This window comes from Streptomyces diacarni (assembly GCF_003323715.1).
In the GTDB taxonomy this organism is placed as follows: domain Bacteria; phylum Actinomycetota; class Actinomycetes; order Streptomycetales; family Streptomycetaceae; genus Streptomyces; species Streptomyces diacarni.
The window spans coordinates 130,206-155,979 of the sequence record NZ_QOIN01000039.1; the positions used below are offsets into that span (position 1 = coordinate 130,206).

Genomic DNA, 25,774 nt, shown 5'->3' on the forward strand with positions numbered 1-25,774 from the left:
GACGGGTCGGCCATGGTCGGCCCGATAACGGGAGAACAACGCGAAGGAAGCGTTCGTGGCAACGCCCGGCCCGACAGAGAACGTCGGCGGGGACTTGCGCCTGCCCTTCGGGGGAAGGGACTTCAACTGCTCGGACAGTGCCTCGCGGGCTGTTTTCGGGCAGGGAAGGCGTGCGGAAATCGTGACACGCCGGATGCGCCGACGCCAAGAGCACCCTTGAGTGACTCAGGTCACATGACCCCTCGCCCCTCCCCTCCCGCACAGGTAAGGCCCACCTCCCTGAGCGGAGGCGGGCGCCCGCGACGCGGGATCCATGACCGGAATCGCGTGAGGAGCGGAGTAGCGGGGTCGTCGTCTCGTGGAGTTCCTTGATCCGACTGGTGACGAAGACCTCGCGGTCCACGCCGACGGCCGCGATGACGACGCCGCCGATGCCCGCGCAGCCGAACGAGCGGAGGAAGTACGGGGGCAGATGCACGGCCTCGTCGTCCTGGAGGTGTTCGGACGCACCTCCTTCCTCGGCGACCACCATGCAGAGACCTTCCGCATGGCGATGCGGAACATGCTGGAGGGCATCCACAGCGTGAAGCCGTGGGCGCAGGGTAGGGGCGCACCACGTGCGCCTCGATCTTCCGGACGGACATGGCCTGGGTATGAAACCGTTCGGCTGCTCAGTCCGTTTGCACGTCTGGTGTGATGTCTCGGTCGGAGAGGCTTCGACAACGCACCGACGCATATGACGTATACAGCGCGCATGACGCAATGACGCAGATGAGAAGGATCACCAGAGTGAAGACAGACACTTACCGGAAGAGGCCCTTCGGTTGGATAGCCTGCGCCGCGCTGGCGGCGATGGTCGTGGGGGTCACCGGGTGTTCGAGCGACTCGGATTCCGGTGAGAAGAAGCCGGCCGCGGACGGCTCGTCCGCGGACCGGCCCAAGGAGGAGAAGAAGGACGACGCGGCGACGCCGCCGCCCTCGAACACCCGCCAGTCCTCGGCCGAGGAGGCGGTCGCCGCGTGGGTCACCGCGGTCGTCAAGGGGCAGCCGAAGAAGGCCTGCCTGGTGATGGCGGAGCCGGCGTCCGGCTCCTCGCCCGCACAGGTCGGCTCCCCGTCACGGTGCAACAGTGACGATCCCGAGGTGCGCAAGATGCGGGAGAACCTCGGAAGGTTCCGCGAGTCGTTCTCACCCAAGCCGCCGCCCAGCGACCCTCAGGTGGAGGTCGCCAAGACCCCGGCCACCGGTGGGAAGGCGGTGGTCCCGGCCGACAAGGTCACCATCGACGGAAAGAGTCTCGACAAGGTCATCGTGTCCAACTCGTCCGGCGTGAAAGAAGGGCAACTGGACGTCAACATGACGTCCTCGAAGATCGACGATGCCTGGTATGTGACCGACTTCGCCCTCGACATAGGCTGACTACCCCAACTTCGGCCCGCCTGGTGGCAGGCAACCGTGCCGATGGCCTCCGCTCCGGCGTCAGAGGCCTCGGCACGGTGCCAGCCCTCGGCAGGGGCCGTGGACCACCTCACCTGCTGTGCATGATCTGGATCAGGTTGCCGACGGTGTCGTCCAGGACCGCTGTGGTGACCGGGCCCATCTCCAGCGGCTCCTGGGTGAAGCGCACACCGAGCCCGCGCAGCCTCTCGCATTCCGCTCGCACGTCGCCCACCGCGAAGGACGCGGCCGGGATGCCGTCCCGGACCAGCGCCGTCTTGTACGGCTGGACCGCGGGGTGACCGGACGGTTCGAGCAGCAACTCGGTCCCTTCGGGGTCCTCCGGCGAGACCACGGTCAGCCACCGGTCGGAACCCAGCGGAACATCATGCTTCGTCACGAAACCCAGCACCTCGGTGTAGAAGCGCAGAGCCTGCTCCTGGTCGTCGACGAAGACGCTGGTGAGATGGATCCTCATAGGTGCTCTCCCGGTGCATCGGGCCTGAGCCATCGGGTGACGATGCACTCAAGGGGTTCGGTGTTCAGGTCGTGGAACTTGTAGCGGCCCTGGCGGCGCGAGTGGACCAGCCCCGCGGATTCCAGCACCGCCAGATGCTGGCTGATCGCCTGGCGGGACAGCGCGAGACCGTGCTTGGTCACCAGCCGTGCGCAGATCTCGAACAGGGTTTGACCGTCCCGCTCCGTCAGCTCGTCAAGGATGTGCCGGCGGGTGGGGTCGGCCAGTGCCTTGAAGACATCCTCTGCCATGCCCCACACGATAGGCAAGCAACGACTTGCCTATCAAGCCCGGTGCTTCACCGCCGTCTGGCAGCCGGCGCCACGACCCGCCCGACCACTCGATCGCCGTAACCGGCGACAGTCCCGAGCCCTCGTGAGGAGGCACAGCGCGGAAGCCGGACCGGTCGGGTTCGAAGACCCGCCCGCGTGGGTCGGCCACCCTGAGGGAACTCTCGCCGGACAGGCCACGTCATACCAGTGAGCGGTGCGCTCATCCCCTTTCGGGAGGTCATATGCGGGCCAGACCGTCGCGTTCCCGTTGCCTGGTCGCGGTGCTCGTCTTGTCCGTCGTCGGTCTGGGCGCCCTGGCCGCCGGTTGCGGTGGTCGGGAAACCAACGGTGGCAGCACGCGGGAGGCGGACGACGAGAGCAGACAGGTGCGGGCACACCGTGCCCGGCAGGTCGCCGCCGCCTGGGACGGATCGAGCGCTGCTGTCGCGTGGCGCGCCGGCTACCACCCGACGGACGAGATCACCCAGCCGCCGCGGGAAGGCCTGCACACCAAGGACGACAGGCAGGCCTATCGGGACCGAAGTTTCGCTCTGCGCGGCAAGTTGCCCCCCACCGGGGCAAAGGAAGGCCAGGTTGCTTTTGCCGAAGGCAGAGCGCTCACCCGGCCCCTGGAGGCAGCAAAAGAGTCGTACGGGGCCCTGGTCCGTTCCGGCGCAAAGCCGCGGCTGACGGTGACCGGCGCGAAGCTCGGAGAGATGACCGTGGTCACCAGCCGCGGTCCTGCTACGGTCCCCGCCTGGCTGTTCAGCCTGAGGGGCTACGACACTCCGCTCAAGCAGGCTGCCGTCACCGCCTCCGGACTCCCCCGGTCACCGGTCGAGCCGGTCGCGGGACCGTCCACGCGGCTCGGCGGCCTGGTGCGCTCTGCTGTCGACGCGCGAGCGGTGACCGTGATCGCCTCGCACGGCGCCTGCGACGACGGCGCCGTGGTGGACGTGACGGAGACGTCCGGCAGCGTGGTGCTGTCCGCCTCCGTCAGGGGGCGACGGGCCGGCCTCTGCACCAAGCAAGCCGTGCTGCAGCAGGTGACGGTGCAGCTGAGCCGGCCCGTGGGCGACCGCGTCCTGCTCGACGCACACACCGGCCGACCTGTCCCCTACCGGCCATGGGGCGCTCGCCTTCAGGCGGGAGAGGAGGCTGCCTCGTAAGCAGCGTCTATCAGGGCCATCTTCCGCGGGTCGTCGGCGATGTGCGCGCCGCGACTCCCCGGGCGGGGCGGCGACCGGCGCGTCCCGAGTTGGCCGCGCTCGCGGAAGTTCTCCGCGAGAGCGGCACGGACGCCTGCGAAACGTGACAGGCACGTCGGCTAACTTCGCACCAGGGTGGCGACCAGTTCGTGCAGTCCGTTGAAGTGCTGGTCGAAGGTGTCGGAAGGCTTCGGTGGGTCGCCGGACGGGCGGTGAACGTAGGCGGTTCGCATTCCGCTCGTTCGGGCGGCGCGCAGGTCCCACGCGTGAGCGGCCACCATGAGGACGCGCTCCGGTGGGCAGCCGGCGGCCTCGACGGCGAGTTGGTAGACCCGGGGCGACGGCTTGTAGGCCGGGACGGCTTCGGCGGACAGTGTCTGGTGCCAGCGCAGGCCGGCATGCGCGTTGAGTCGCAGCAGAGCGGTGCGACTGGCGTTGGAGAGTCCGAGGACGGGGAACCGCTGCGCGAGCCGCGCGAGCCCGGCGACGGAGTCGTCCCAGGGAGGCAGTCGCTGACCAGCCGTGGCCAGCCGGGCGATCACCGCCGGGTCGGTGAGTCCGGCTCGGCCGGCCGCCTGTTGCGCGGCTTCCGCGTCGATGACCTCGGTGTTGGCGTACGTGCGGTCTCCTTGGCCGATGCGCTGCTCCTCGCGTTCACGGCGCCGCCGCCACAAGGTGAGCAGTTCGTCGGCCGCCGCGTCGTCGGCCGCGGGCACAGCGTCGCGAAGGGCCGCTCGGAGCCCGCTGGGTTCGTCGACGAGCGTTCCGAGGACGTCGAAGACGACGACCTCGATGCCGGACAACTCGGCCACTGCTTCCCCCCGTGTGTGGTGGCGTCACCGGTTCAACCGGTGACGAGCTTGCCGTCAGGTTCGTCACCGGTCAAGATGGTGACGTGTACTTCGCGTTCGTGAGTGGCAACCCGGTCCTCGATCTCGCCGGCACCGTGGCGTCTCGCCGCAGTGATCCCCTCGACGCTCTGGCCACGCCCGCAGACCTCGAACGGTGGGTGGCCCGATGTGACGAACTGCCCGACGGTGTCACCGCCGACGCCGCGGGTTTCCAGTCGGCTCTGGCGCTGCGGGAGGCCCTCTACCGCCTTGCGCTCGACCGGGTACTCGGGCGGCCCTTCGACCGGGGAAGCCTTGAGAGCGTCAACGCCGCGGCCGCAGGACCGCTTCCCACGGTCGAGCTCAGCGACGCCGGGCTGCGTGTCTCGGGGGATCTCCTCGCAGCGCTCTCGCACCTGGCCAGAAGCGGAATCGCCCTGCTCGCCGACCCCCATGCCAACATCAAGGAGTGTGGCGGCGCCGACTGCACACGTATCTACCTCGACCGCTCCCGGGGCGCACGGCGCACCTGGTGCGGGATGGACGAGTGCGGCAACCGCGTCAAGGCCGCTGCGTACCGGACTCGCAGACGAGGCGCGCGGGGTGCCACGCCGTGAACACCCGACGTGGCACCCCGCTCGGCTCGGGCCCGTGCGCCGGTGCGGCGGCCCGAGGTGAGGTGTCAGCGCTCCTGGTAGACGAGCCAGACCTGCCCGGGGTCGAAGGGCATCCGCTCGCCGTTCGAGAGCGTGTACGTGGTGTCCCCCGTCGCGCTCGTGCGCTGCCATTTGGTCTCGAACGCCTTGCCGTCGCGCAGTACGGTCGCCTCGCCACTGCCCACCGTCTCGATGTACGGCGTCTCGCCGCTGGAGTCCGGTGGCATGTCCGTCTTCTGGATGATCACGGTCTTGCCGCCGAGCAGCCGCCCGGACGTGCCCTTCGCCGGTGCGCCGTCGAAGGACGCCAGCCAGCGGTCCTCCTCGGACGACCAGGCGAAGGAGACGCTGGAAGAGCCGTAGTCGACCGTCCGCCCCTCGGTGGGAGTACCGCCGCCGGGTTCCGCGCCGAAGCGGAAGCCGATGTCGTCGGCCTCGCTCGCTCCCGGGGCCTTCGCGAGGATCTTGTCCGGGTGACCGTAGAGGTTGTGCGGTGGCTCGTGGTCCCCGCCGCGCTCGTAGGCGTCGGGGTGGTCGTCGTGCGAGACGCCGTACAGAGGTGACTTCTTGATCTTGTCCACGACCCCCTCCCGTGCGCCCGAGTAGGCGAGTGCGGGCCGCTGGAACATGCGCATCTGCTCGACGTTGTACTCACGCGCGCTGCGCACCGGGCCCAGGGTCTCGGGGTAGTGGCTGGAGTAGATGGCGAACAGCCGTCCCAGCCCGCCCTCGACCTTCTCCACGCCGACGATGTCGGCATCCTCCAGCGCTGTCTGCGGACGCGCGTCCTCGTGATTGTCGATCTTCACCGCGAGCACGGGGTTCTTCTCGGCGGGAAGACCTGTGAAGGGGGAGGTGAAGGCGGCTTCCCGCCGCGTCGAAGGGGCACGGGCACCGTCGTCGGCGGCGAACGAGGCGGACGACGTGACGGTCCCCGTCAGCCCCCCGACAACGGCCAACGCGGCGACCACGCGGAGCCGCCGGCCGCGGGCGCGCGACGTCGCTCGCGTACTCCGCGACCTCCGGGGGCCGGGCGCGGGATTCTGTGGGGTGGAGCTGCCGGTCATGAACTGGCCTCCCGTGGGGGGATGGTGTGGGGAGGCCCAACCTCATCCAGCGCGTGTCGCGTCGTCAATACCTCATCAGCACGGTCCTGGTGTGCGAAGAAAGCGGCCACCGCCGCCCCGACGCGGTGCTGGGCGGGACGGCGGCACGTGACGACGCGCTGCTCAGCAGGGGCTCAGTGACCAGACAGGGGCCCAGTCCGCCGTGCCGGAGTCGTAGGCGGTGGACTTCCAGAGCTGATTGCCGTTCTTACCGTAGAAGCGGGCGACGGTGCCGCTCGTCTGGTTGTTGATGTAGGGGCCGGAGCCCCACCAGTTGGTCACGTTCCACTTCCCGCAGGTGTAGAACGAGAACTCCGTACCGCGGACCTCCATGCACAGGTGCTCGTACTCGCAGTTCAGTGCCTGCCCGGACACCGCCTTCCTCGCGGTGAAACCGTTGTAGTCCAGCGTCGTCGCGTTGATCCGACGCCCCTCGACCCGGTCGCCCATCACCGCGGAGACCGTCGCTCGCACCTCGCTCAGATCGTCCTGCGCGGCGGTGGCCGAGCTGGTCACACCCAGCGTCAGACCGGCCATCAGCGTGCCGACGGCCGCGGCCGCGCCCAGTTTCCTTCCGCTCTTCATGTGCTTCCCCTCCCGTTGTCGCCACCGCCTGACGAGACGTCACCGGTGGCGCTCGTGTGACCGTGACACAGCACACCAGGCAGCCCGGATCCGGTCATCCTCGGACATACGAGGTTGCGCACGAATCCGGCCAACGCACCCACGGTGCGCGGCGCACAGCCGACCCAGCTCGAATTCGTTGAACTGTTCAACATCGGCTACTGTGACAACTGGTTGATCAGCAATTCGAGAAGATCCTCGACGCTCACCAACACGGGCGCAGCCGAACAGTTCCCGTGATGCCCCACGTGCGGGAGGGGCCATGGGGCCGGGCCTTCCCGCCCGTCACTCGGCACGTCCACGAGGTCGACACGGCGGTATGGGAGACCCCCCGATGCCTACGGCGTGTGACCCGCGCAGGTCCTACGGGGCTCGCTGAACCCGACCTCCGGGCACGCAGATCTTTTCCCGCGTCACCGTGAACTTTTCCGTGGAACGGGTCATCAACACGGATGTCCGACACGAGCATCACAGGGGCACCCGTGTCCCGCGGGTCGGGCGTCGCGAGCCCGGACCCGAGACACGGGATACCCGGGCTCGCGTTCACATGACCACAGTTCGACAACACGTCCAACGGAGTATTTCTCCATGGCAAGAATCCTGACCGCACGCAAGACGGTCGCCGCTGTCGCCGGAGGCGCAGTTCTCGCGGCCGCCCCGCTCATCGCCTGGGGCACCACATCGAACGCCTCCGACACGCCTCCGCCCAAGCTCACGGCCAAGGGTGCCTCCCTGATCAACGACAAGGGCGAGTCACTCTTCGGCAAGAACGTGAACGACGACCGCGCCATGGCCAGCACCGTGAAGATCATGGTCGCCTCCATGATCCTCGACAAGAAGAACGTCGACCTGGACCGCAAGGTTCCCGTCCAGCAGGCCTACCGCGACTACGTCGCCGAGCACCACGCCAGCACGGCGGATCTCCAGACCGGCGACAAGCTCACCATCCGTCAGCTCCTCTACGCGGCCCTGCTGCCGTCGGGCGCGGACGCCGCCTACGCCCTCGCCGACACCTTCGGGCAGGGCGCCACCAGGGCTCAGCGGGTGCAGTCGTTCGTCGTCGACATGAACGCGAAGGGCCACGCGCTCAACCTCGGCAAGACGAAGTTCGACACCTTCGACGGCACGGGTGGCGACTCCAGCACTCCGAAGGACCTGGCGAAGCTCGCCCAGCACGCCATGAAGAACGCCACCTTCCGCAAGATCGTCAAGACCAAGGAGTACGAGGGCGAGGCGCCGGCAGCCAACGGCCGCACGCGCTACTACACCTGGAACAACACCAACCAGCTCCTCGGCTCGTACAAGGGCGTCGTCGGCATCAAGACCGGCACGACCAGCAAGGCGGGCGAGTGCCTGGTGTTCGCGGGCGAGCGGGACGGCAAGACCCTCGTCGGTACCGTGCTGAACAGCAAGGACCGCTACGAGGACGCCGCGAAGCTGCTGGACTACGGCTTCGGCGCCGATGACGCGAAGGACATGAAGATACGCAAGCTGCCGTCGGACGCCCAGAGCGACTGACACGCGGTAGCCGCAGTACGACGGGCCCGGTCGCCGAGCGACCGGGCCCGTCGCCGTGGCGGAGAGCCGGACCGGGCCGGCCGCACCCCCGCCCGCCCCGGCTCACACGGACGCATCCCCTCTCCTCCCGCCGTCACGGCCTCTTGACTTGGTACAGACCAATGCTGTTGAGTTCCGTGCGCCCCCTACAAGCGAGGAGTGCGCCCGTGTCGAAGCGACGCATCATGGCGCTGCTGACCGCTCTGGCGGTCGGATGCGCCCTATGGTTTGTCATGCCCACAACTTCTCAGGCAGCCCCGGCGCAGTCACGAAAGGCCTCCGCCGCCGAGTTCGTGGTGAGCGAGGCCCAGTTCAACCAGATGTTCCCGGGCCGGAACTCGTTCTACACCTACAGCGGTCTCACGGCAGCACTGGACGCCTACCCGGCGTTCGCCAACACCGGCAGCGACACCGTCAAGAAGCAGGAAGCCGCCGCGTTCCTGGCCAACGTCAGCCACGAGACAGGCGGCCTGGTCCACGTCGTGGAACAGGACCAGAGCAATTACCCGCACTACTGCGACGCCAACCAGCCGTACGGCTGCCCCGCCGGGCAGGCCGCCTACTACGGCCGCGGCCCCATCCAGCTCAGCTGGAACTTCAACTACAAGGCCGCCGGGGACGCCCTCGGCATCGATCTGCTCAACGACCCGTACCTCGTGGAGCGGGATGCCGCGGTCTCCTGGAAGACCGCGCTGTGGTACTGGAACACCCAGACCGGTCCCGGCACCATGACCGCGCACGACGCCATGGTCAACGGCGCGGGCTTCGGCGAGACGATCCGCTCGATCAACGGCACCCTCGAATGCGACGGCGGCAACCCCGGCCAGGTCCAGAGCCGGATCGACAAGTACAAGGAGTTCACCCAGGTACTGGGAGTGCCCCCGGGTGACAACCTGAGCTGCTGAGCGGCCACCCCCGCGGCGAACTCCGCGAGGGCTCCGGATCTGACACCCTTACGCGGCCCAGGCCGGCCCACCCGGCCTGGGCCGCACCTGCCCCCGAACCCGGCGTCAGCACGAGGCGCCTTCCCCCGAGCCCGGCGTCAGGGCGACGCACCCGTCCCCGAACCCGGCGTCAGCACGACGCACTGGCCGCACGCACCTCGGCGAGTGCCCGTCGCGCGAGTTCGGCGAAGTCGGCGCGACCGGACGTGTCCCTCCAGCGCTCGTAGGCGATCTTCCAGGCGAGCGCGCCGAGTTCGGCGGTCACGCGCGCCGTCAGGTCGGGAACCCCGCGGTGCTTGAGAGCGTCGGTCATCGCCGCGATGAGGCCGAGTTCCTTCAGCGCCTCGCGTTCGCGCAGTTCCGGGTTGGTGGCGATCACCGCCGACCTCCGGGCGCTGAATTCGCGGCGCTCGGAGGTGAAGGCCTGCCTGCCGATCGCGTCCAGAGCATGCGCCACCGTTTCGAGGGGGCCGGCTCCGGCCGGCGCCGCCTCGATCCCCTCCCTGAGCAGCCCGGTCATCGCGCCTCCCCCGAAGAGCACCTCCCTCTTGTCCGGGAAGTGCCGGAAGAAGGTGCTCTTCGTCAGCCCGGCGCGCTCGGTGATCTCGACGACCGTCGTGTTCTCGTATCCCCGTTCCTCGAACAGTTCGAGCGCGGCGACGAGCAGTCGCTCGGGTGCGTGGGGCTGCCAGCGGGCCATGGGGACAAGCCTACGGGACTTGGTGCCGTCACTCGGGTACGGTGATGGGACCAAGTCCCGTCACTGGTCCACTGGAGGTACACATGAGCCGGGCAGTTGTCTACGAGACGTTCGGTGGCCCCGAAGTGCTGGAGCTGCGGGAGGTCCCCGAACCCCACGCCGGACCGGGCGAGGTCCGCGTCCGTGTCACGGCCGCCGGACTGAACCCCATGGACTGGAGCATCGCCGCGCAGCCCGAGCTCGCGGCGCAGTTCGGCATCAGCCTGCCGTCCGGCTTCGGGTACGACTTCGCCGGTGTTGTCGACGAGGTCGGCGCCGGTGCCACGGGGTTCGCCGTGGGGGACCGCGTCCACGGCGGCGCGCAGGGCAGGGCCGTTGCCGATTTCGTGGTGGTCGGGACGCCCACCGAGGTGACCGAGCCGCTCTGGCACACGCCGGAGGGAATCAGCGACGAGGTGGCGGCCACGCTTCCGGTGGCCGGCCTGACCGCCGCCGCCGCGTTGGCCGCGATCGACCTGCGGTCCGGCGACACCGTCCTGGTCGGCGGCGCCGCGGGCGGCGTGGGCGTGTTCGCCGTTCAACTCGCGAAGCTCGCCGGCGCCGACGTGATCGGGACCGCCTCGCAGGGCACGTTCGCGTTTCTGCGCAGGTTCGGCGCCGAGCCCGTGACCTACGGTCCCGGGCTGGCAGACCGGGTACGGGCCCTGGCTCCGGAGGGCGTGACCGCGGCGACCGACCTGTTCGGCACCGAAACGGCCGAGACCGCGCTCGCGCTCGGCGTGCCGCCCGAGCGGATCTCCACCATCGCCGCGGGCCCTCATCCTCCCGGCGGTGCCCGCGCAACCGGTGGTTTCGACGCGAGTCCGGATGCCATGGCACGGATCGCCGACGCGCTCCTCGCCGGCACGGTCACCGTACCGATCGCCGCGACCTTCCCGATCGAGCAGACCCGCGATGCCGTGGCACTGCAAGCCGCGCGCCACGTCCACGGCAAGGTCGTGCTCACGCTGCGGCCTGACCCTCACTGAACCCGAGCCACGCTCCACCCGCCGGGAGCGGGCGTTGAGCGACACGTGCCGGATGCCGAGCGCCGAATGGCAGGTGCCGGCCAGGAGACAGCTGAGCACCGAGCACCGAGCAACCTCGTCGCCGCTTCGGCGGGATTCCGCGGCTACGTGCTCGCGCGTCGCCCGCACCACCCACCGGCGCCGAACTCGCCGTGTCACAGCGGTGGCACGCCGCTGTGACACGGCCCGGCTCGCGGACCGGCTCCGCCCGCGTCAGCCACTCTGGCAGCCGGCGGCGACACGAGGAGAGCGACCGCACGCACCTCGGAGAACGCGCGGGCGTCGTTCAGCTCGCGCCCACCGGACTTCACCTCGCATCAACCGAGTCTCCGCACCGCGGCCGAGAGGCGCGCCGCACTCTCAACTCGCCTACGCGGCCGCCTCGTTGACTCCTCCCGCCAAACGACACCAAACGCCTCCCCCACACATCACCAACACCTCGAGCAACACGCATTTCCCCTCTCCCGAAACAGCGCATACAACACGCCGACCACAGCAATCGCGCCGGATAGGGAGCACCGCGCCCGCCGCCAGAGATGTGCTCCAGAATTCAATTTCTGGACCGAACCAAGATATGCAGTGTGACGAGGATCACATGCGGTGTCCTCTATTGTCGCGCCGCGCGCGAACCGGGACTTGGCGAGCGACGCCGACCAGGGAATGTACGCCTCCGTGCATACTCTTCCGCCTGGACGCATGGCGCGAGGCTCGGGGCTTGCCCGGGGGCGCACTTGTCAGGGGGTGCCACGGCTCTTATGGTCAATTCATGGTCGAGCTCTGACCGTGCTCGAACGTGCAATTGACCTCCCCGCATCACTTGTTGAGTGGCCGCCCCGTGAAACCGGCCACTGGCCGTCGGCTGTCTGCTGGTGCAGTGCCTCCGCACAATGCTCCACGCAATGCCGAAATCGGCCTGCCCAGCTCCGCCATGCGGGAGAACACGGACCGCGTACGCCGGGTCCGACATTTTCGAAAGCCTGCCCGGGGCCTTCCTGTGCCCCGGCAGGCTCCAGAACAGGAGGTACCGAAGTAGTGATCACCGTTGTCGAAACCTGGTTCCTGAAGGCGGGACTGGAGACTCAGGCGCTGAAGATCATGCAGGAAATGGACGAGATCGTCGGTCCTGGCGGACACAGCGATCCCGGCTGGATAGCGCACGGCCGGTTCTTCCAGAGCGAGGAGGACCCCGCCCGAGTGGTCATGCTGTACCCGTGGGAAAGCAGGGAGTCCCACGAGCGCATCACCGAAGCCGAGGAACCCCTTCTCCGTCAGTTCTGCGCCGACTACTGCGCTCAGCCCCGTGTGATCGAATACTTCACGGAACTCCCGGTCGAGGTCGAGCACGACCACTGAGAAACCCGACGGCAAGTGCGGAGCCCGTACGGAAACGGACGGAAGGCCCCTGTCGTTTCCGCTCGGACACCTACCGCGGACCCGAGTGTGTTTCTCAACTGGAGGAAACGCGTGTCTGATCCCGTGGGTTTGTACGGGGACTGGGACCCCCAAGACCTCGAAGAAAACGGTCGAGCCCTGCTGGCTCGCATAAGGAACCACCTGGAGAACATCCGGGACGTACCCGTCGCGCCCGACATCGACGCGCGGCAGTTACAGGACCTCATCGACGAACCGCTGCCGGACTCCCCCACCGGGTTCGAGGACATGCTGGAGGACACGTGGCAGCGTGTCGTCCCGTATCTGACCCTGTGGCACCACCCCTCCTTCCACGCCTACTTCTCCACCAGTTCGAGCGGCCCGGCGATCCTGGCCGACGCCCTCATCTCGACCTTCAACGTCAACGCCCACGTCTGGAAGTCGGCGCCGGCCGCCGCGGCCGTGGAGCGTACCGTGCTCGGCTGGATGGCCCAGATGGTGGGCTATCCCGAGGATGCCGACGGAGTGCTGGTCAACGGCGCTTCACTGGCCACCCTGTACGCCCTGACCGCCGCCCGGGACAGCAGTCTGGGTGCTCTCCGGATCCGGGAGCGCGGCCTCGCCGGACAGAACGCGCCCACGCTGCGCGTCTACGCCTCGGACCAGGCGCACAACTCCGTCGACAAAGCAGCCATCGCGCTCGGTATCGGTACGGACAACGTGGTGCGGCTCCCCGCGGACGGAAACCAACGGCTTCAGCCCTCCGTCCTGGACGCCGCGATAAACGACGACCTGCGGCACGGTCGCCACCCCGTGGCCGTGGTCGCCACCGTGGGGACGACGTCCACCGGAGCCGTCGACCCGGTGGAGGAGATCGCCGAGGTGTGCCGGGCGCACGGGCTGTGGCTGCACGTCGATGCCGCCTACGGAGGATTCTGGCGACTCGTCGAGGATATCCGGCCTGATATCGCTCCTCTGGAGTCGGCCGACTCCGTCGTGGTGAACCCGCACAAGGTGCTGTTCTCCTCCTTGGAGGTCACAGCGCTCTACTGCAAGCGGAAAGACGCGCTCGCCAACACGTTCCGACTCGTTCCCGAATATCTGCGGACCGACCCGGAGGAGTCGGCCGTGGACTACATGAACCACAGCCTCCAACTCGGTCGGCAGTTCCGTGCGCTCAAACTCTGGTGGATCATCCGCTCGTTCGGCCGAAGCGGCCTGGCGGCGCGACTGACGCGCTCCGTTCAGATGGCGGAGACTCTGCGGACTCGGGCGAACGCACATCCGGACTGGACAGTTGCCGCCTCCTCGGTGCTTCCCCTGGTGTGTTTGCGGTACGAACCGGTGTCCGGATTCCCGGAAAGCGAGGGCCCGGAAAGTCGCCGACAGTTCCACGACCGGCTCAACGCGTCGATCCGAGACGCCGTTTCCCGGTCAGGAGAGACCTATCTCTCCCATGCGGTCATTCCGGCCGGCTATGTGCTGCGCATCTCCATCGGGAACATCCAGACCCGCCCCGAGGACATCGAGAGACTCTGGGAGCTCCTGAAGAAAACCGCGCAGGCGTGTCACAGAAACCTCCTGGAGTCGGAACACCTCGTGCCGTAGGCAGCGGCTCCGTACCTGTGACATCTCCGGGCAGACGCGCGGCATCCCCGTTTCCGTGCGTGCCTCTCGCGGAAGCTCGGTTTTTCGACGGACCGGTTACTCCGCCGTGTCGCGAAGCCCCCTCTGTTCACCCCGCGCTCACCGAGTGCGTCACTCCGAACCGCAGTGAAAGGAGTCGAGTCATGCCGGAAGAAGTATCCGAGCAATCCGGTGCGCAAGGCACAGCGTCCGAGCAGCCGGCCGGGCAGGAGTTCTACGCGCAGTTGGCGAAGCTCAGCGCCGAGGCCCGGTGGACCGTGGAACCCGGGCCCTGGTCGCCGAAGCCCGCCTCCGTCCCCATGCACTGGAAGTACACCGAACTGAGGCCGTTCGCCCTGGAGTCGGCCTCGTTCGTGAAGAGCGACGACGCGGCGCTGCGCGTCGTCTCGCTGATCAACCCCGGGCATCCCGAGCGCGGCGCCGCCGTGGGACACCTCTACACAGGGTTGCAGATGCTCAACGGCGGCGAGGCGATGACCGCGCACCGGCACGCCGCGTCGGCGATGCGCTTCGTCATCGAGGGTGACGGCGCGTGGACCACCATCGCGGGCGACCGGCTGGAGGTCGGCGCGCGCGATCTCGTCGTCACCCCGAGCCGTCTGTGGCACGAGCACGGCAGCGGCGCGGAGGCGGACGCCGACCCCGTGATCTGGCAGGACGCCACCAACGACCCGCTCGTCGACACGCTGGGGGCCAACTTCTTCGAGCTGCTTCCGGAGCGCCGGCAAACATCCAGGCCGGTCACCAACTCCACCCTGTACGAGCACGGTTACGGCATGCTGAAACCGGACGGCCGTCGGGCGAGCCGGTACTCGCCGCTGCTGATGTTCCCCTGGGAGAAGACCTACGAGGCGTTGCACGCTCTGGCGCGGGTCAGCGACGGGTCACCCTTCGACGGCATCTTCATGGAGTACGTCAACCCGTCCACCGGCGGTCCCGTCCTGCCCACCATGAGCGCCCACATGCAGCTGCTGCGCCCCGGTGAGGCCACCCTCGCGCACCGGCACACGGGCTCTGTCGTGTACCAGGTGGCCAAGGGGCGCGGCCATTCCGTGGTGGCCGGCCGCCGTTTCGACTGGCAGCAGAACGACATCTTCTGCGTACCCTCCTGGGCGTGGCACGAGCACGCCAACGATGACGGCTCGGACGACGCCTGTCTCTTCTCCTTCGACGACTTCCCGACGCTGAACAGCCTGGGCCTGTATGTCGAGGAGCCGCTCGAGGAGAACGGAGGCCACCAGTGAGCACCACCACTTCGGTCCTGTTCGTGGTCACCGCGGCGGAGCACTGGACCCTCGCAGACGGCACCCGGCACCGCTGCGGGTACTGGCCCGAGGAGCTCGCCGTCCCCCATCGGACGTTTCACGAGGCGGGATTCCGTACCGCTGTGGCGACGCCGGGGGGCGTGCCGCCCACGCCGGACCCGGCCGGCCTCATCGAGCCGTGGTCCAGCTACCTGGACGGGCTCGCCGACGAGCTGGCCTCCCCCCTGACGCTGGAGGAGATCGCGCCGGAAGCGTTCGACTGCGCGTTCGTGCCCGGTGGCCACGGCCCGATGGAGGACCTGGCGCACTCGGCGGCGTTCGGCACGCTGGCGCGCGGCATGTTCGAGGCGGGGAGACCTCTCGCGGCCGTCTGCCACGGGCCGGCCGCGCTCCTGCCCGCACGGGCCGACGACGGGCGCTGGCTGTTCGAGGGGTTCGCCGTGACGGCGTTCAGCAACGTCGAGGAAGCCGAGTTCGGTTTGGCCCAGAGCGCCCCCTGGCTGACCGAGGACCGGCTCAAGGAGAACGGGGCGTCCTTCTCGGTGGCCGACAAGCCCTGGGACGAGCACATCGTCGTGGACCGTGCCGTCTACACCGGCCAGAACCCCGCCTCCGCCGGTCCGCTCGCCCGGCGGCTGGTCGAGGACATGACCGCCCGCGGTCACTGACGCGCGGCAGCCGGCGCCAGTCGCCGCACGCCCTCCCCACACGCCTCCCCTTCCGGAAGTGCCGATGAGACTGCATGACCCCGATGCCGTTCCGATCACTCTCCCGACCGCCGGCTCCTGGGAGTTCGGCGACCACGTCTACGGGCTGGAGCCGCTGGCTCTGCCCACCGATCCGCCCCCGGCCTCCGAGATGAAGGCCACGGCCCCCCACGAGGACGCCTCCGCGCAGTTACGCGCCTGGGTCGAACGATGGCGTGCCGACCCCGGGACCGCGGCGGCGATGGTGCCCGCCGACGAGCCCGAGATCGACAGGGTCTTCTGGTTCCGGTGGATCACCGGCCACCAGACCACGTTCTGCCTGTGGCAGCTGCTGGCCGCCGTGCTGGAGAAGGCCTCTTCCCCGACCGACCCCGCGGAAGCCGACCGGCTCTCCCAGCAGGCCCGTTGCATGGTCCGCTGCTTCTCGCTGATCCTGCTGTACACCAGTGCGCCGCCCCGGGACATCTACGAGCGCGTCATCCGGCTGCCCATGGGGCGCCAGCACGCCAACCTCAGCGGTGCCTGGGCGAAGGACTACGGCCCGGTGCGGCCTCTCATACGCGGGCGGATCCGGGTCGGCGAGGGCGCCACCGCCGCCGCGCTGGCGGACGAGTGCGCCCTCAACGACCGGGTGCACGAGGGTATCGCCGCCAAGGTCATGGAGACGGGGGTCTCCCTGCTGCTGACCACGCACGACCGCCCGTCCGTCACGCCCCTGGCCCGCGACACCCGCCGCTGGCTCTACGACGGGATCTTCCTGACCACCCGCTCGCCGGTCTCCTACGAGCTGATCGTGCGCCAGCTGCTGCGCAGGGTGCACGCGATCCTCCTCGACATCACCGCGAACGGCCTCTACCCGTCCTACGCGCCCAGCGCGCACGACGAGCCCGCCGAGCTGCGCACACCGGAGATCACCGAGCTGAAGGAGTCCTTCGCCGACACCTTCCGTCACCTGGTGACCCTCGTCGGAGCCCCCGGAGCCGCAGCCGCGGAACTCGGCGGCCCGACGCCGGACAGCGGCGCTTCCTGACGCCGACCGGCACCGTCACGCACCCACCCCTTGGCACACCGTCCTCTGCGAACACGAAGGGCTTTGACAGTCATGGCCACAACCGAACTGGACGAGGCACGCTACTGCGCCGACACCTTCAACGGCGCCATCGCCTCGGCCGCGATCAGCGCGGCCTGGGAGCTCGGTCTCCTGGACGAGCTGGAGCAGCAGGGCGTCGTGGATATCGCGGACTACGCCCGGCGCCACGACACGCACCCGGAGGCGCTGCTCACCATCGTCGTGGCGCTCTCCAGCCGGCACGTCGTCGATCTCGACGCCGACCGGACCACGGCGAAGCCCGGCGCCGGTTTCCGCAGCGCCTACCTCACCAAGGGCTTCTTCCACTGGCTCACCCGGGGCTGCGGCGAGCTGTTCACCACCCTGCCGACCAAGATCAAGAATGCGGACCGGGTGGGCACCTACGTCCGCCGGGACGCGCGCGCGATCAGCGTGGCGTGCCGCAACATCGCCAGGACGTTCTTCGACCCGCCGTTCCGGGAGCTCATCGACGACCTCGACATCGGGACCGTGGCCGACCTGGGCTGCGGCTCGGCGGACCGGCTCGTGTGGCTGGCCGGGCTGCGCCCTGAGATCGACGCGATCGGCATCGACGTGGCAGAGGGCGCCATCGCCGTGTCGAAGGAGGCCGTCGCCCAGGCGGGTCTCGAAGAGCGGGTCTCCCTCGTGCAGGACGACGTGCTGAACCTCACGCCCCGGGAGGAGTACGCGGACGTGGACCTGGTCACGTGCTTCCTGATGGGCCACGACTTCTGGCCCCGGGAGAACTGCGTGCGCACTCTGCGCCGTCTGCGCACGGTCTTCCCCAACGTCAAGAACCTGGTACTGGGCGACACCTGCCGCTCCACCGGTCTCGCCGGGCCCGACTACCCCATGTTCTCGCTGGGGTTCGAGACCGTGCACGGAGTGATGGACCAGTTCCTGCCCAGCCTGGACGAGTGGACCTCGGTGCTGGAGGAGAGCGGGTGGCGGTGCGCCGACCGTCGGATGATCGACCTCCCGGCCTTCAGCTTCGTCTACCGGCTCACGCCCGCCTGACCGGCGGCGTGCCCTCGCCCACGGAGTACCCCGCCTCCGGCCCCCGACCAGGGAAGTGAATATGAGCACCGAAACGAGCACTTCGACCCTCTCCGGCAGTCCGCTCGTCCTCCAGGACCTGCCCGTCTTCCAGCAGGTGCCCGGCCACTACGCGCAAACGCCCTTCCTCCTCACCCGCGGGCTGCTCGACGGTCTGGAGTTCGAGATCGCCGGCGGTGAGATCAGCGACAAGGTCGACAAGCCGGTGGCGGCCCCGCACACCCACGAGGTGCCGGAGATCTACCTCCTTCTGGCTCCCGAGCCCGGTGCGGCCGTGATCGACGTCGTGACGGACGGCACGACCCACCAACTCAGCGCGCCCGCCGCGATGCTCATCCCGGCCGGTACCGTGCACCACTTCGTGACCAAGAAGGCCGTCCCAGGCAGCTTCTGCCTGGGGATCCTGCTGACCGGACCGCGCGGCGACGCCGAGCCGGCCCGGTGAGCGCTCCGGTGGTCTTCGCGAAGCAGGCGGTGCCCGACCGTCTGCCCTCGCACCGGCGTGCCGCGCTGCTGCGCGACCCGGCCTTCGGCACCGTCTTCACCGAACACATGTCCACCGTCCGCTACCGGGAGGGCAAGGGGTGGCACGACGCACGGGTCGAGCCGTTCGGTCCCCTGCCGCTGTCGCCGGCCAGTTCGGTGCTGCACTACGGACAGGAGGTCTTCGAAGGGCTGAAGGTCTACCGCACCGACAGCGGCCGGGCGCAGCTGTTCCGTCCTGACGCCAACGCCCACCGGTTCCGCCGGTCCGCCCGGAGGCTGTCGATGCCCGAGGTGCCGGACGAGCTGTTCCTCGGTGCCGTGGAGGCCCTGTTCGCCGCCGACCGCGACTGGCTTCCGGCGGAACCCGGATCCACGCTCTACCTGCGGCCGTTCCTCATCGCGACCGAGGTCTGCATCGGTGCCAGACCCGCCGCCGAGTACCTGTTCTGCGTCATCGCCACCCCGCCCGGCGCCCACTTCGCCGCCGGGACACCTGCGATGACGGTGTGGATCTGCGACGGGTACACCCGTGCCGCGCCCGGTGGCACCGGAGCTGCCAAGTGCGGCGGGAACTACGCCGCGGCCATGGCGGGACAGGCGGAGGCCGCCGAGGCGGGCTGCGACCAGGTCGTCTTCCTCGACGCCGCGAAGCGGTCCTACGTCGAGGAGCTCGGCGGGATGAACATCTTCTTCGTCTTCGACGACGGGACCCTGCTCACCCCGCCCCTGACCGATTCCGTCCTGCCCGGTATCACCCGTGACTCGGTCATCTCACTCGCCGAAGCACGCGGCTACCGGGTGGCCGAGGAACCGTACACACGTGACCAGTGGCGGGCGGACGCCGCGGCGGGCCGGGTCCGCGAGGTGTTCGCCTGCGGAACGGCCGCGGTGGTCACCGGGATCGGCACGGTGCGCTCTCCCGCCGGGGAGTTCACCCTCCCGGGACCGGCCCCCGGGCCGGTCACCGTGGAGTTGCGCACCGCCGTGGAGGACATCCAGTTCGGCCGCGTCGAGCCGCCGCCACACTGGACGCACGCTCTGGTGTGAGAACGGGTCGGCCGCACCCGGATGCCCCGCCGCCGGGGCACCGTGTGCGGCCGCTCACGCTCTCACGCGGCAGCCGCCGCCTTGGCCGGGCGGCTGTTGTACCAGACGGCCGCGACCACCAAGGCGCAGCCGCCGGCCTGCGTGAGGGTGGGACGTTCGCCGATCAGCAGACCGAGGCCGAAGGCCATGACGGGCTGGAGCAGCAGCAGCGCGGCGGCGACGTTGGGTGCCAGCTTCGGCAGCGCGGCCGTGATGAACAGCCACGCCACCACCTGTCCGATGAACGCGAGCATGATCAGCCAACCCCAGGCGGGCCAGCCGGGGTTGAGGTCGATGCCCGTCCACAGACCTCCCATGATGCCGGCGGCCACCGCGGCAGCTGCCGTGGAGACGCACACCGGAGAGACGGAGTGCTGCCTTCCACCGCCGAGTCGCATGAGGAACAGGTACCCGGCGTAGGCCAGCCCGGCCGCTGTTCCGTAGGCGACACCGGCGACGGGGTTGCTGCCCGACTCGGCGTGCCCGATCGCGCCGCTGGCGAGGGCGACGCCGAGCAGCATCACGGGCGCCAGCAGCAGGAACCGGGACGACAGCGGCGACCTGGAGATCACCCGCGCGAGCAGCGGATAGAACACGACCTGGATGTTGAGCAGCACCGTGGAGACGGAGGCGCCGACGTTCAGCACGCTCGCCGCCCAGAAGACCATGTCGACGCCGAGCAGGACACCGGCGCCGATGTCCATCAACTGATAGCGCATCGGGCGCCTTCCCACCCTGCGCACCTCGCGCCACGCGAGCGGGACGAGGAGGACGAGAGCGAGGGCGCAGCGCAGGAAGGCGGCCGTTCCCGCGTTGGTGTCGGACAGCTTCATGAACACGGCGGAGGCCGAGATGCAGGCCGACCCGGCGACGGCCATGAGCACGGGGTTGGCCCGGCTTCCTGTGTCCGGGACCTCGATGGTGCCCACTCCGGGCTCAGCGGCCGAACCGCTCTTCAACGACATGCCCAGTACTGTGCCCGAGCCGAGAAGGAAGGAAAAGCAACAGGTTTTCACCATGATTCGGTAGCATCGGTGAAGTGTTCAGTATCGACAGGCTGCGCGCCCTCTCCACGGTCGCCACCCACGGTTCGATCGCCCGCGCCGCCGAGACTCTCCACATCACCCCCTCCGGACTCTCGCAGAAGCTCGCCAAGCTGGAGCGGGAAGCGGGCCACCGGTTGCTGGAACCGTACGGCCGCAGCATCCGCCTCACCCACGCCGGACGCGTACTGGCCGGGCACGCCGAACGCCTCCTGAGCGCACTCACCTCGGCGGAGGCCGATCTCGCCGACCTCCACGACGAGGTGCTGGGCCCGCTGCGGATCGGCGGAGTGGGCAGCGCGGTGCGGACGCTGCTGCCCCGCGCCCTGGACGTGCTCGCCGAGGAACACCCCCGGCTGCGGCCCACCGTGACCGATGGTGAGGCCGTCGAGCTGATGCCCTCTCTGCTGAGCGGCGAGATCGACCTCCTGCTCATCGAGAGCTGGGCCAACCGCCCCGCCTTCCTCCCCGAGGGGCTGACCCTGCGCACCCTCGTCAGCGAGGACGTGTGCGTGGCGCTGTCCACCCGTCACCCCCTCAGCGGCCGCGACAGCATCGACCTCGCCGAGCTGGGCGACATCCCCTGGGCCAGCTGCCCGCCGGGCACCGAACCGTACGAGTCCCTCGTACAGGCGCTGCGCGCCCGCGGAGTCGAGCCGGAGGTGCGGTACACGCTGACCGAACACATCACCCAGCTCTCCATGGTCGAACGCAACCTCGCCGCCGCGCTCGTCCCGACGATGTCCCACAGCCCCGCCCCGACCGGCGTCCGCTTCGCCCACCTGCGACCCGGCCTGCGCCGCGACATCCAGGCCGCCTGGCTCGCCAGTACCGAGAACCCGCCCGTACGCGCCTGCATCACCGCCATCGAGAAGGCCTGCCCTGGCCGGCCTCGGTACGACTGCTGATGAGAACGAGGCCGCGATGGCCTTCGCCCGGCGCCGCTTCGCAAGGGCTCCCCGCCCATCCCATCCGGTCCGGCGAGCCGGACCGGATGGAGACGGCTCATCGAGGCGCCTCGGGGCTGCGACCCGGCGCGATCACGCCCCGCAGGGGGAATGCCACGAGCAGCGCGAGCGCGACGAGCAGTCCGCTCACCCACAGCGGCCCGAGCTTCGAGAGGGCGGTGCCGAGGGAGGCCGCGGCGAGGAGCGGTCCGATGGCGGCACCGATGTTGAAAGCCGCGGTCGCGTACGAGCCGGCCATGGTGGGGGCGCCGCTCGCCTCGTAGAGGACTCGCGTGATCAGCGTGCTGCCCAGCGCGAACGACAGCGCGCCTTGCAGGAACACGAGGACGAGCAGTGCGGCCGGCCGGTCGGCCAGCACCGCCAGGGACGGCCAGCCGAGGGCGAGCAGCGGGCCGCCGAGCGTGAGGACCAGGCCGGGGCGGTGGTCGGACACGCGTCCGGCGACGGTGATGCCGACGAAGGAACCGAGACCGAAGAGGACCAGAACGGCCGAGACCCACAGCTCGCCCAGTCCCGCGGTGCCGGTCACGACGGGGGCGAGGAAGGTGAAGCTCGCGAAGGTCGCCGCGTTCACCAGGGCACCGAGCAGCATCACGAGAGCCAGACGCGGGCTCGTCAGCTGGACGAGCTCCGCTCGCAGCGCCGGCCTGTGCGAGGTGTCCGCCGGCGCGGGAGAGGCCGGAACGCCCTTGAGGATGCCGAGGGCCGCGGGCAGGCAGAGGGCGGCGACGGCCCAGAACGTGGCGCGCCAGCCCAGCAGGCTGCCCAGCACCGAGCCTGCCGGGACCCCGGCGATCGTGGCCGCCGTCGTGCCGGACAGCAGCACCGCGAGCGCGCGTCCCTTCTGGTCCGCTGCCACCAGCCGGGCGGCGGTGGTCAGCGCGACGGCGAGGAAGCCCGCGTTCGCCAGCGCGGCGATCACCCGGGTCGCGAACAGGACGGGGAAGCTCGCCGTGGTGGCGCCCAGTACGTGCGCCGCGGCGAACACGACGACGAACCCGAGAAGCCCTGACCGGGCCGGCCGGTTGCGGGCGAGCCCGGCCATGAGCGGAGCGCCGACGACCATGCCGATCGCGAAGGCCGACGTGAGCGTTCCCGCTGTCCCGACGGTCACGTCGAGGTCGGCGGCGATACCGGGCAAGAGGCCGGCGAGCATGAATTCGGAGGTGGCCATGGCGAACACGGCCATGGCAAGCAGGTAGAGCGCGAGAGGCATCGAGGGGCTCCGAGGCGAGGAGAAACAGAGTGGAGGCGTTCTCGTCACCGCGGTCAGCAACCCACGGGCACACAGACATCCGGCCGCGTAAGGCGGCGGGACGGCGGAGCTACGGCTCAGTGGTGCGGGGGCTGACGGCGTGACCGAAAGCCCCCGTCCTGGACGCTTCGGGGCTCGACATGCCGCGCACGCTACCTGACCGCCGCTCGACGTCGCACACCGGTTTTCGCGCGTGGCCCGGTGTTCCGCCCGCCCAGCCGAGGTGATGCAATGAGGTGAAGATCCCCAGGAGGTCACGTGCCCGGCTCAAGTGCCCCGCAACCGCAGCGCCCACAGCCGCGGAGACCGCGAAGCCTGCGACCCCTCGCTTTCGGAGCCGATCCGGCCGGGGCGCGGATGGAGCGGATTCGTCGCTCTCCCCATTTCGCCGACGGTGTCTTCCGTAACCCCGAAGGGCCACGGCCCGCCGATCCGGAAGAGCCGCGGCCCGCCCCGTCCGGTTCCAGAACCGCGTTGGCGAAGACCTTCTTCACCAAGGAGGCGCGCGAGCGGCGCCGTCCGGCCTCTGCCGTGCCGCTGCACCCCACCACGGCGGAGGACCTGGCCAGGCCTCCGGCCACCGGGCTGCGGGTCACCTGGATGGGACACTCCAGTGTGCTCGCCGAGATCGACGGTGGGCGGGTGCTCTTCGATCCGGTGTGGGGGCGGCGGTGCTCACCGTTCACGTTCGCCGGACCCAAACGGCTCCACCCCGTGCCGCTGCCGGTGGCCTCACTCGGCCGCGTGGACGTCGTCGTCATCTCCCACGACCACTACGACCACCTCGACCTGCCCACGATCCGGGCACTGGCCTCGACGGACACGCTCTTCGCGGTGCCGCTCGGCGTGGGAGCGCACCTGGAGCGCTGGGGCGTTTCCGAAAGCCGGATACGGGAGTTGGACTGGACCGAGTCGACACAGGTGGGCGATCTGCGGCTGACCGCGACTCCGGCCCGGCACTTCTGCGGGCGTGGGCTGCGCAACCGGCAGCACACTCTCTGGGCGTCCTGGGTCGCCGAGGGGCCCTCGGGTCACCGGGTCTTCCACAGCGGCGACACCGGCTACTTCCCCGGTTTCCACGAGATCGGCGCCGCGCACGGCCCCTTCGACGCGACGATGATCCAGGTCGGCGCGTACAGCGAGCACTGGCCCGACATCCACATGACACCGGCCGAGGGCATGCGGGCGCACCTGGATCTCCAGGGCACCCCGTCCGCCGGGGTGATGCTCCCGATCCACTGGGCCACGTTCAGCCTGGCGCCGCACCCGTGGGACGAGCCGGGGGAGGGCACCGTCGAGGCGGCCGCGCGGATGGGCGCACGGGCCGCTCTGCCGCGTCCTGGAGAGCCTTTCGAGCCGACTTCGGATGAGGTGCCGGCCACTCCGTGGTGGCGCGCCGTTGCCCCGAGGACGACCGAGGGGCGCCCCGCCGGTTCATCCACCACCGGGGACCCGCGGAGCGCCGACACCTCCACCTCCACCTCGGGGCCGGATGCCGCGGAGGCGGCCCCCACCTCGTCGTAGCGGAGACGGCCCCGGACCTCGTCGGACCGGGGGCAGCCCCGGACCTCGTCGGAGCGGAGGCAACCTTTCGGACCTCGTAGCGGCATTGGCATGGACCTGTACATGATCCCTCGCTAATCTGCGCACCGGCATACCCCGGGGTGTCCCCGGGCCTTGCTGTTCCACCCCCATGACGTTGGAACAACGAAGGGCCGATCCATGAGACGTATCAGAACTCCGCGCGCCGTCCTCTCCGCGCTGCTGGTCAGCGGCGCCCTCGTGGCGGCGGGATCCCTGCCGTCCGCCGCGGCGGGGACCGACGCGCCCGCAGCGGGCAAACCCGCCTCTGACGGCGTACTGAGCGCGATGCAGCGGGACTTCGGGCTCAGCAAGCAAGAGGCCGAGGCGCGGCTGTCCGCCGAGAAGCACGCCGCCGGCACCGAGAAGAAGGCACGGCGAGCCGCCGGACCCGCCTACGCGGGCTCCTGGTTCGACGCCGACACCAAGAAGCTGACCGTCGCCGTGGCCGACAGCAGGAAGACAGCGGCGGTGCGGGCCACCGGCGCGACCGTCGAGCTCGTCGACCGCAGCGCGAAGAAGCTCGACGCCATCACCAAGCGCATCGACGCGCTCGACGCGCCCACGGGTGTGAGCAGTTGGCGCGCCGACTGGAAGACCAACCGGGTCGTCGTCGAGGTCCGCGAGGACCGCCGGCGCGACAACGATGTCGAGGACTTTCTCGCCAAGGCCCGTCGCGCCGGACCACTGACCGTGCGCACGACGGAGCACTCCCCCACGACCTACGCCGCGGGCACGGTCGGCGGAGACCCGTACTACACGGGCAACGTCCGGTGCTCCATCGGCTTCTCGGTGCAGGGCGGGTTCGTCACGGCCGGGCACTGCGGGGGCGCGGGACAGTCGGTGAGCGGCTGGGACGGCAGCCACATCGGCACCTTCCAGGGCTCGTCCTTCCCCGACAACGACTACGCGTGGGTCAACGTGGGCAGCGGGTGGTGGACCGTCCCGGTCGTCCTCGGCTGGGGGACGGTCTCGGACCAGCTCGTGCGCGGCTCGGCGGAGGCCCCGGTCGGCGCCTCCATCTGCCGTTCGGGATCCACCTCCCACTGGCACTGCGGCACCGTGCTCGCGAAGAACGAGACCGTCAACTACAGCCAGGGCGCCGTCCATCAGATGACCAAGACGAACGCGTGCGCCGAGGGCGGCGACTCGGGCGGCTCGTTCATCAGCGGTGACCAGGCGCAGGGCGTCACCTCCGGCGGCTGGGGCGACTGCACCGGCGGCGGCGAGACGTGGTACCAGCCCATCAACGAGATCCTCGGCCGCTACGGCCTGACCCTGCACACGGCCTGACCCCTGCC

Annotated in this window: 26 protein-coding genes; 18 read left to right on the top strand and 8 right to left on the bottom strand. The window is 69.7% G+C overall.

Annotated elements, in window-relative coordinates; all coding sequences use genetic code 11:
• Positions 1 to 358 precede the first annotated feature (358 nt).
• Both DTL70_RS34210 and DTL70_RS10550 read left to right on the top strand, forming a co-directional pair.
• Positions 359 to 697, top strand: a complete 339-nt coding sequence (locus DTL70_RS34210) for a hypothetical protein (protein WP_425470344.1) — start codon at positions 359 to 361, stop codon at positions 695 to 697.
• 92 nt (positions 698 to 789) lie between these two features.
• A complete protein-coding gene (locus DTL70_RS10550; protein ID WP_245979238.1) occupies positions 790 to 1,419 on the top strand; it encodes a hypothetical protein in 630 nt (209 codons plus the stop codon).
• Between the two features lie 109 nt (positions 1,420 to 1,528).
• Here the strand turns inward: DTL70_RS10550 and DTL70_RS10555 are convergent, their stop codons facing one another.
• Complete coding sequence (locus DTL70_RS10555) at positions 1,529 to 1,915, bottom strand: VOC family protein (protein ID WP_114021615.1); 387 nt, start codon at positions 1,913 to 1,915, stop codon at positions 1,529 to 1,531.
• Positions 1,912 to 2,205, bottom strand: a complete 294-nt coding sequence (locus tag DTL70_RS10560; protein WP_114021616.1) for an ArsR/SmtB family transcription factor — start codon at positions 2,203 to 2,205, stop codon at positions 1,912 to 1,914. Before DTL70_RS10560 ends, DTL70_RS10555 begins: the two co-directional genes overlap by 4 nt.
• A 263-nt stretch (positions 2,206 to 2,468) precedes the next feature.
• Between DTL70_RS10560 and DTL70_RS10565 the strand changes: the two genes are divergently transcribed.
• Positions 2,469 to 3,395 carry a hypothetical protein gene (locus DTL70_RS10565; protein WP_114021617.1) on the top strand — a complete coding sequence of 309 codons (927 nt, stop codon included), beginning with the start codon at positions 2,469 to 2,471 and terminating at the stop codon, positions 3,393 to 3,395.
• 158 nt (positions 3,396 to 3,553) lie between these two features.
• Here the strand turns inward: DTL70_RS10565 and DTL70_RS10570 are convergent, their stop codons facing one another.
• Positions 3,554 to 4,246 carry a haloacid dehalogenase type II gene (locus DTL70_RS10570; RefSeq protein WP_114021618.1) on the bottom strand — a complete coding sequence of 231 codons (693 nt, stop codon included), beginning with the start codon at positions 4,244 to 4,246 and terminating at the stop codon, positions 3,554 to 3,556.
• 83 nt (positions 4,247 to 4,329) lie between these two features.
• Here DTL70_RS10570 and DTL70_RS10575 point away from each other — a divergent pair, with 83 nt between their 5' ends.
• Positions 4,330 to 4,881: a CGNR zinc finger domain-containing protein gene (locus tag DTL70_RS10575; protein ID WP_114021619.1), complete on the top strand. Its 552-nt coding sequence runs from the start codon at positions 4,330 to 4,332 to the stop codon at positions 4,879 to 4,881.
• Between the two features lie 65 nt (positions 4,882 to 4,946).
• Here the strand turns inward: DTL70_RS10575 and DTL70_RS10580 are convergent, their stop codons facing one another.
• Together DTL70_RS10580 and DTL70_RS10585 are read right to left on the bottom strand one after the other, a co-directional pair.
• The gene (locus tag DTL70_RS10580) at positions 4,947 to 5,879 is read right to left on the bottom strand and encodes a DUF3048 domain-containing protein (protein ID WP_181860873.1); all 933 of its coding nucleotides are present in this window, start codon (positions 5,877 to 5,879) and stop codon (positions 4,947 to 4,949) included.
• Positions 5,880 to 6,149: 270 nt separating this feature from the next.
• A complete protein-coding gene (locus DTL70_RS10585; RefSeq protein WP_114021621.1) occupies positions 6,150 to 6,611 on the bottom strand; it encodes a hypothetical protein in 462 nt (153 codons plus the stop codon).
• A gap of 627 nt (positions 6,612 to 7,238) precedes the next feature.
• Between DTL70_RS10585 and DTL70_RS10590 the strand changes: the two genes are divergently transcribed.
• Both DTL70_RS10590 and DTL70_RS10595 read left to right on the top strand, forming a co-directional pair.
• Positions 7,239 to 8,168 (top strand): D-alanyl-D-alanine carboxypeptidase family protein, encoded by a 930-nt coding sequence (locus tag DTL70_RS10590; protein WP_114021622.1) that lies wholly within the window; start codon positions 7,239 to 7,241, stop codon positions 8,166 to 8,168.
• A 272-nt stretch (positions 8,169 to 8,440) separates the two neighbouring features.
• Positions 8,441 to 9,112 (top strand): chitinase, encoded by a 672-nt coding sequence (locus DTL70_RS10595; protein WP_245979242.1) that lies wholly within the window; start codon positions 8,441 to 8,443, stop codon positions 9,110 to 9,112.
• A gap of 169 nt (positions 9,113 to 9,281) precedes the next feature.
• Here the strand turns inward: DTL70_RS10595 and DTL70_RS10600 are convergent, their stop codons facing one another.
• Positions 9,282 to 9,851 carry a TetR/AcrR family transcriptional regulator gene (locus DTL70_RS10600; protein WP_114021623.1) on the bottom strand — a complete coding sequence of 190 codons (570 nt, stop codon included), beginning with the start codon at positions 9,849 to 9,851 and terminating at the stop codon, positions 9,282 to 9,284.
• Positions 9,852 to 9,934: 83 nt separating this feature from the next.
• On the opposite strand from DTL70_RS10600, the gene DTL70_RS10605 reads away from it, so the two are divergent.
• From DTL70_RS10605 to DTL70_RS10645, 9 genes are all read left to right on the top strand, one after another.
• On the top strand, positions 9,935 to 10,879 hold the full coding sequence (locus DTL70_RS10605; protein ID WP_114021624.1) for an NADP-dependent oxidoreductase: 945 nt from the start codon (positions 9,935 to 9,937) through the stop codon (positions 10,877 to 10,879).
• A 1,071-nt stretch (positions 10,880 to 11,950) separates the two neighbouring features.
• Positions 11,951 to 12,271, top strand: a complete 321-nt coding sequence (locus DTL70_RS10610; protein ID WP_114021625.1) for an antibiotic biosynthesis monooxygenase — start codon at positions 11,951 to 11,953, stop codon at positions 12,269 to 12,271.
• A gap of 111 nt (positions 12,272 to 12,382) precedes the next feature.
• On the top strand, positions 12,383 to 13,897 hold the full coding sequence (locus tag DTL70_RS10615; RefSeq protein WP_181860874.1) for a pyridoxal phosphate-dependent decarboxylase family protein: 1,515 nt from the start codon (positions 12,383 to 12,385) through the stop codon (positions 13,895 to 13,897).
• Positions 13,898 to 14,079: 182 nt separating this feature from the next.
• Positions 14,080 to 15,180 carry a cupin domain-containing protein gene (locus DTL70_RS10620; protein WP_114021627.1) on the top strand — a complete coding sequence of 367 codons (1,101 nt, stop codon included), beginning with the start codon at positions 14,080 to 14,082 and terminating at the stop codon, positions 15,178 to 15,180.
• Positions 15,177 to 15,869: a type 1 glutamine amidotransferase domain-containing protein gene (locus DTL70_RS10625; protein WP_114021628.1), complete on the top strand. Its 693-nt coding sequence runs from the start codon at positions 15,177 to 15,179 to the stop codon at positions 15,867 to 15,869. Before DTL70_RS10620 ends, DTL70_RS10625 begins: the two co-directional genes overlap by 4 nt.
• A gap of 64 nt (positions 15,870 to 15,933) precedes the next feature.
• Positions 15,934 to 16,938 carry an L-tyrosine 3-hydroxylase gene (locus DTL70_RS10630; RefSeq protein WP_114021629.1) on the top strand — a complete coding sequence of 335 codons (1,005 nt, stop codon included), beginning with the start codon at positions 15,934 to 15,936 and terminating at the stop codon, positions 16,936 to 16,938.
• A 72-nt stretch (positions 16,939 to 17,010) separates the two neighbouring features.
• A complete protein-coding gene (locus tag DTL70_RS10635) occupies positions 17,011 to 18,015 on the top strand; it encodes a class I SAM-dependent methyltransferase (RefSeq protein WP_114021630.1) in 1,005 nt (334 codons plus the stop codon).
• A gap of 61 nt (positions 18,016 to 18,076) precedes the next feature.
• Positions 18,077 to 18,499: a cupin domain-containing protein gene (locus tag DTL70_RS10640; RefSeq protein WP_114021631.1), complete on the top strand. Its 423-nt coding sequence runs from the start codon at positions 18,077 to 18,079 to the stop codon at positions 18,497 to 18,499.
• Positions 18,500 to 18,507: 8 nt separating this feature from the next.
• A complete protein-coding gene (locus tag DTL70_RS10645; protein ID WP_220183601.1) occupies positions 18,508 to 19,587 on the top strand; it encodes a branched-chain amino acid aminotransferase in 1,080 nt (359 codons plus the stop codon).
• A gap of 62 nt (positions 19,588 to 19,649) precedes the next feature.
• Here DTL70_RS10645 and DTL70_RS10650 read toward each other — a convergent pair whose 3' ends face one another.
• Entirely contained in the window at positions 19,650 to 20,591 is a 942-nt protein-coding gene (locus tag DTL70_RS10650; RefSeq protein WP_245979244.1) for a DMT family transporter, read from the bottom strand.
• 74 nt (positions 20,592 to 20,665) lie between these two features.
• On the opposite strand from DTL70_RS10650, the gene DTL70_RS10655 reads away from it, so the two are divergent.
• Positions 20,666 to 21,577: a LysR family transcriptional regulator gene (locus tag DTL70_RS10655; RefSeq protein WP_114021634.1), complete on the top strand. Its 912-nt coding sequence runs from the start codon at positions 20,666 to 20,668 to the stop codon at positions 21,575 to 21,577.
• 97 nt (positions 21,578 to 21,674) lie between these two features.
• Here the strand turns inward: DTL70_RS10655 and DTL70_RS10660 are convergent, their stop codons facing one another.
• Positions 21,675 to 22,853 (bottom strand): Cmx/CmrA family chloramphenicol efflux MFS transporter, encoded by a 1,179-nt coding sequence (locus DTL70_RS10660; RefSeq protein WP_114021635.1) that lies wholly within the window; start codon positions 22,851 to 22,853, stop codon positions 21,675 to 21,677.
• A gap of 297 nt (positions 22,854 to 23,150) precedes the next feature.
• Here DTL70_RS10660 and DTL70_RS10665 point away from each other — a divergent pair, with 297 nt between their 5' ends.
• A complete protein-coding gene (locus DTL70_RS10665; protein ID WP_425470345.1) occupies positions 23,151 to 24,416 on the top strand; it encodes an MBL fold metallo-hydrolase in 1,266 nt (421 codons plus the stop codon).
• A 198-nt stretch (positions 24,417 to 24,614) separates the two neighbouring features.
• The gene (locus tag DTL70_RS10670; RefSeq protein ID WP_114021637.1) at positions 24,615 to 25,766 is read left to right on the top strand and encodes a S1 family peptidase; all 1,152 of its coding nucleotides are present in this window, start codon (positions 24,615 to 24,617) and stop codon (positions 25,764 to 25,766) included.
• The last annotated feature ends 8 nt before the right edge of the window (positions 25,767 to 25,774 follow it).

Coding starts and splice junctions, on each gene's coding strand:
- DTL70_RS10555 (WP_114021615.1), bottom strand. CDS start 1,915: ATGAGGATCCATCTCACCAGCGTCTTCGTCGACGACCAGGAGCAGGCT.
- DTL70_RS10560 (WP_114021616.1), bottom strand. CDS start 2,205: ATGGCAGAGGATGTCTTCAAGGCACTGGCCGACCCCACCCGCCGGCAC.
- DTL70_RS10565 (WP_114021617.1), top strand. CDS start 2,469: ATGCGGGCCAGACCGTCGCGTTCCCGTTGCCTGGTCGCGGTGCTCGTC.
- DTL70_RS10585 (WP_114021621.1), bottom strand. CDS start 6,611: ATGAAGAGCGGAAGGAAACTGGGCGCGGCCGCGGCCGTCGGCACGCTG.
- DTL70_RS10590 (WP_114021622.1), top strand. CDS start 7,239: ATGGCAAGAATCCTGACCGCACGCAAGACGGTCGCCGCTGTCGCCGGA.
- DTL70_RS10595 (WP_245979242.1), top strand. CDS start 8,441: ATGCCCACAACTTCTCAGGCAGCCCCGGCGCAGTCACGAAAGGCCTCC.
- DTL70_RS10600 (WP_114021623.1), bottom strand. CDS start 9,851: ATGGCCCGCTGGCAGCCCCACGCACCCGAGCGACTGCTCGTCGCCGCG.
- DTL70_RS10605 (WP_114021624.1), top strand. CDS start 9,935: ATGAGCCGGGCAGTTGTCTACGAGACGTTCGGTGGCCCCGAAGTGCTG.
- DTL70_RS10620 (WP_114021627.1), top strand. CDS start 14,080: ATGCCGGAAGAAGTATCCGAGCAATCCGGTGCGCAAGGCACAGCGTCC.
- DTL70_RS10630 (WP_114021629.1), top strand. CDS start 15,934: ATGAGACTGCATGACCCCGATGCCGTTCCGATCACTCTCCCGACCGCC.
- DTL70_RS10635 (WP_114021630.1), top strand. CDS start 17,011: ATGGCCACAACCGAACTGGACGAGGCACGCTACTGCGCCGACACCTTC.
- DTL70_RS10640 (WP_114021631.1), top strand. CDS start 18,077: ATGAGCACCGAAACGAGCACTTCGACCCTCTCCGGCAGTCCGCTCGTC.
- DTL70_RS10650 (WP_245979244.1), bottom strand. CDS start 20,591: ATGTCGTTGAAGAGCGGTTCGGCCGCTGAGCCCGGAGTGGGCACCATC.
- DTL70_RS10660 (WP_114021635.1), bottom strand. CDS start 22,853: ATGCCTCTCGCGCTCTACCTGCTTGCCATGGCCGTGTTCGCCATGGCC.
- DTL70_RS10670 (WP_114021637.1), top strand. CDS start 24,615: ATGAGACGTATCAGAACTCCGCGCGCCGTCCTCTCCGCGCTGCTGGTC.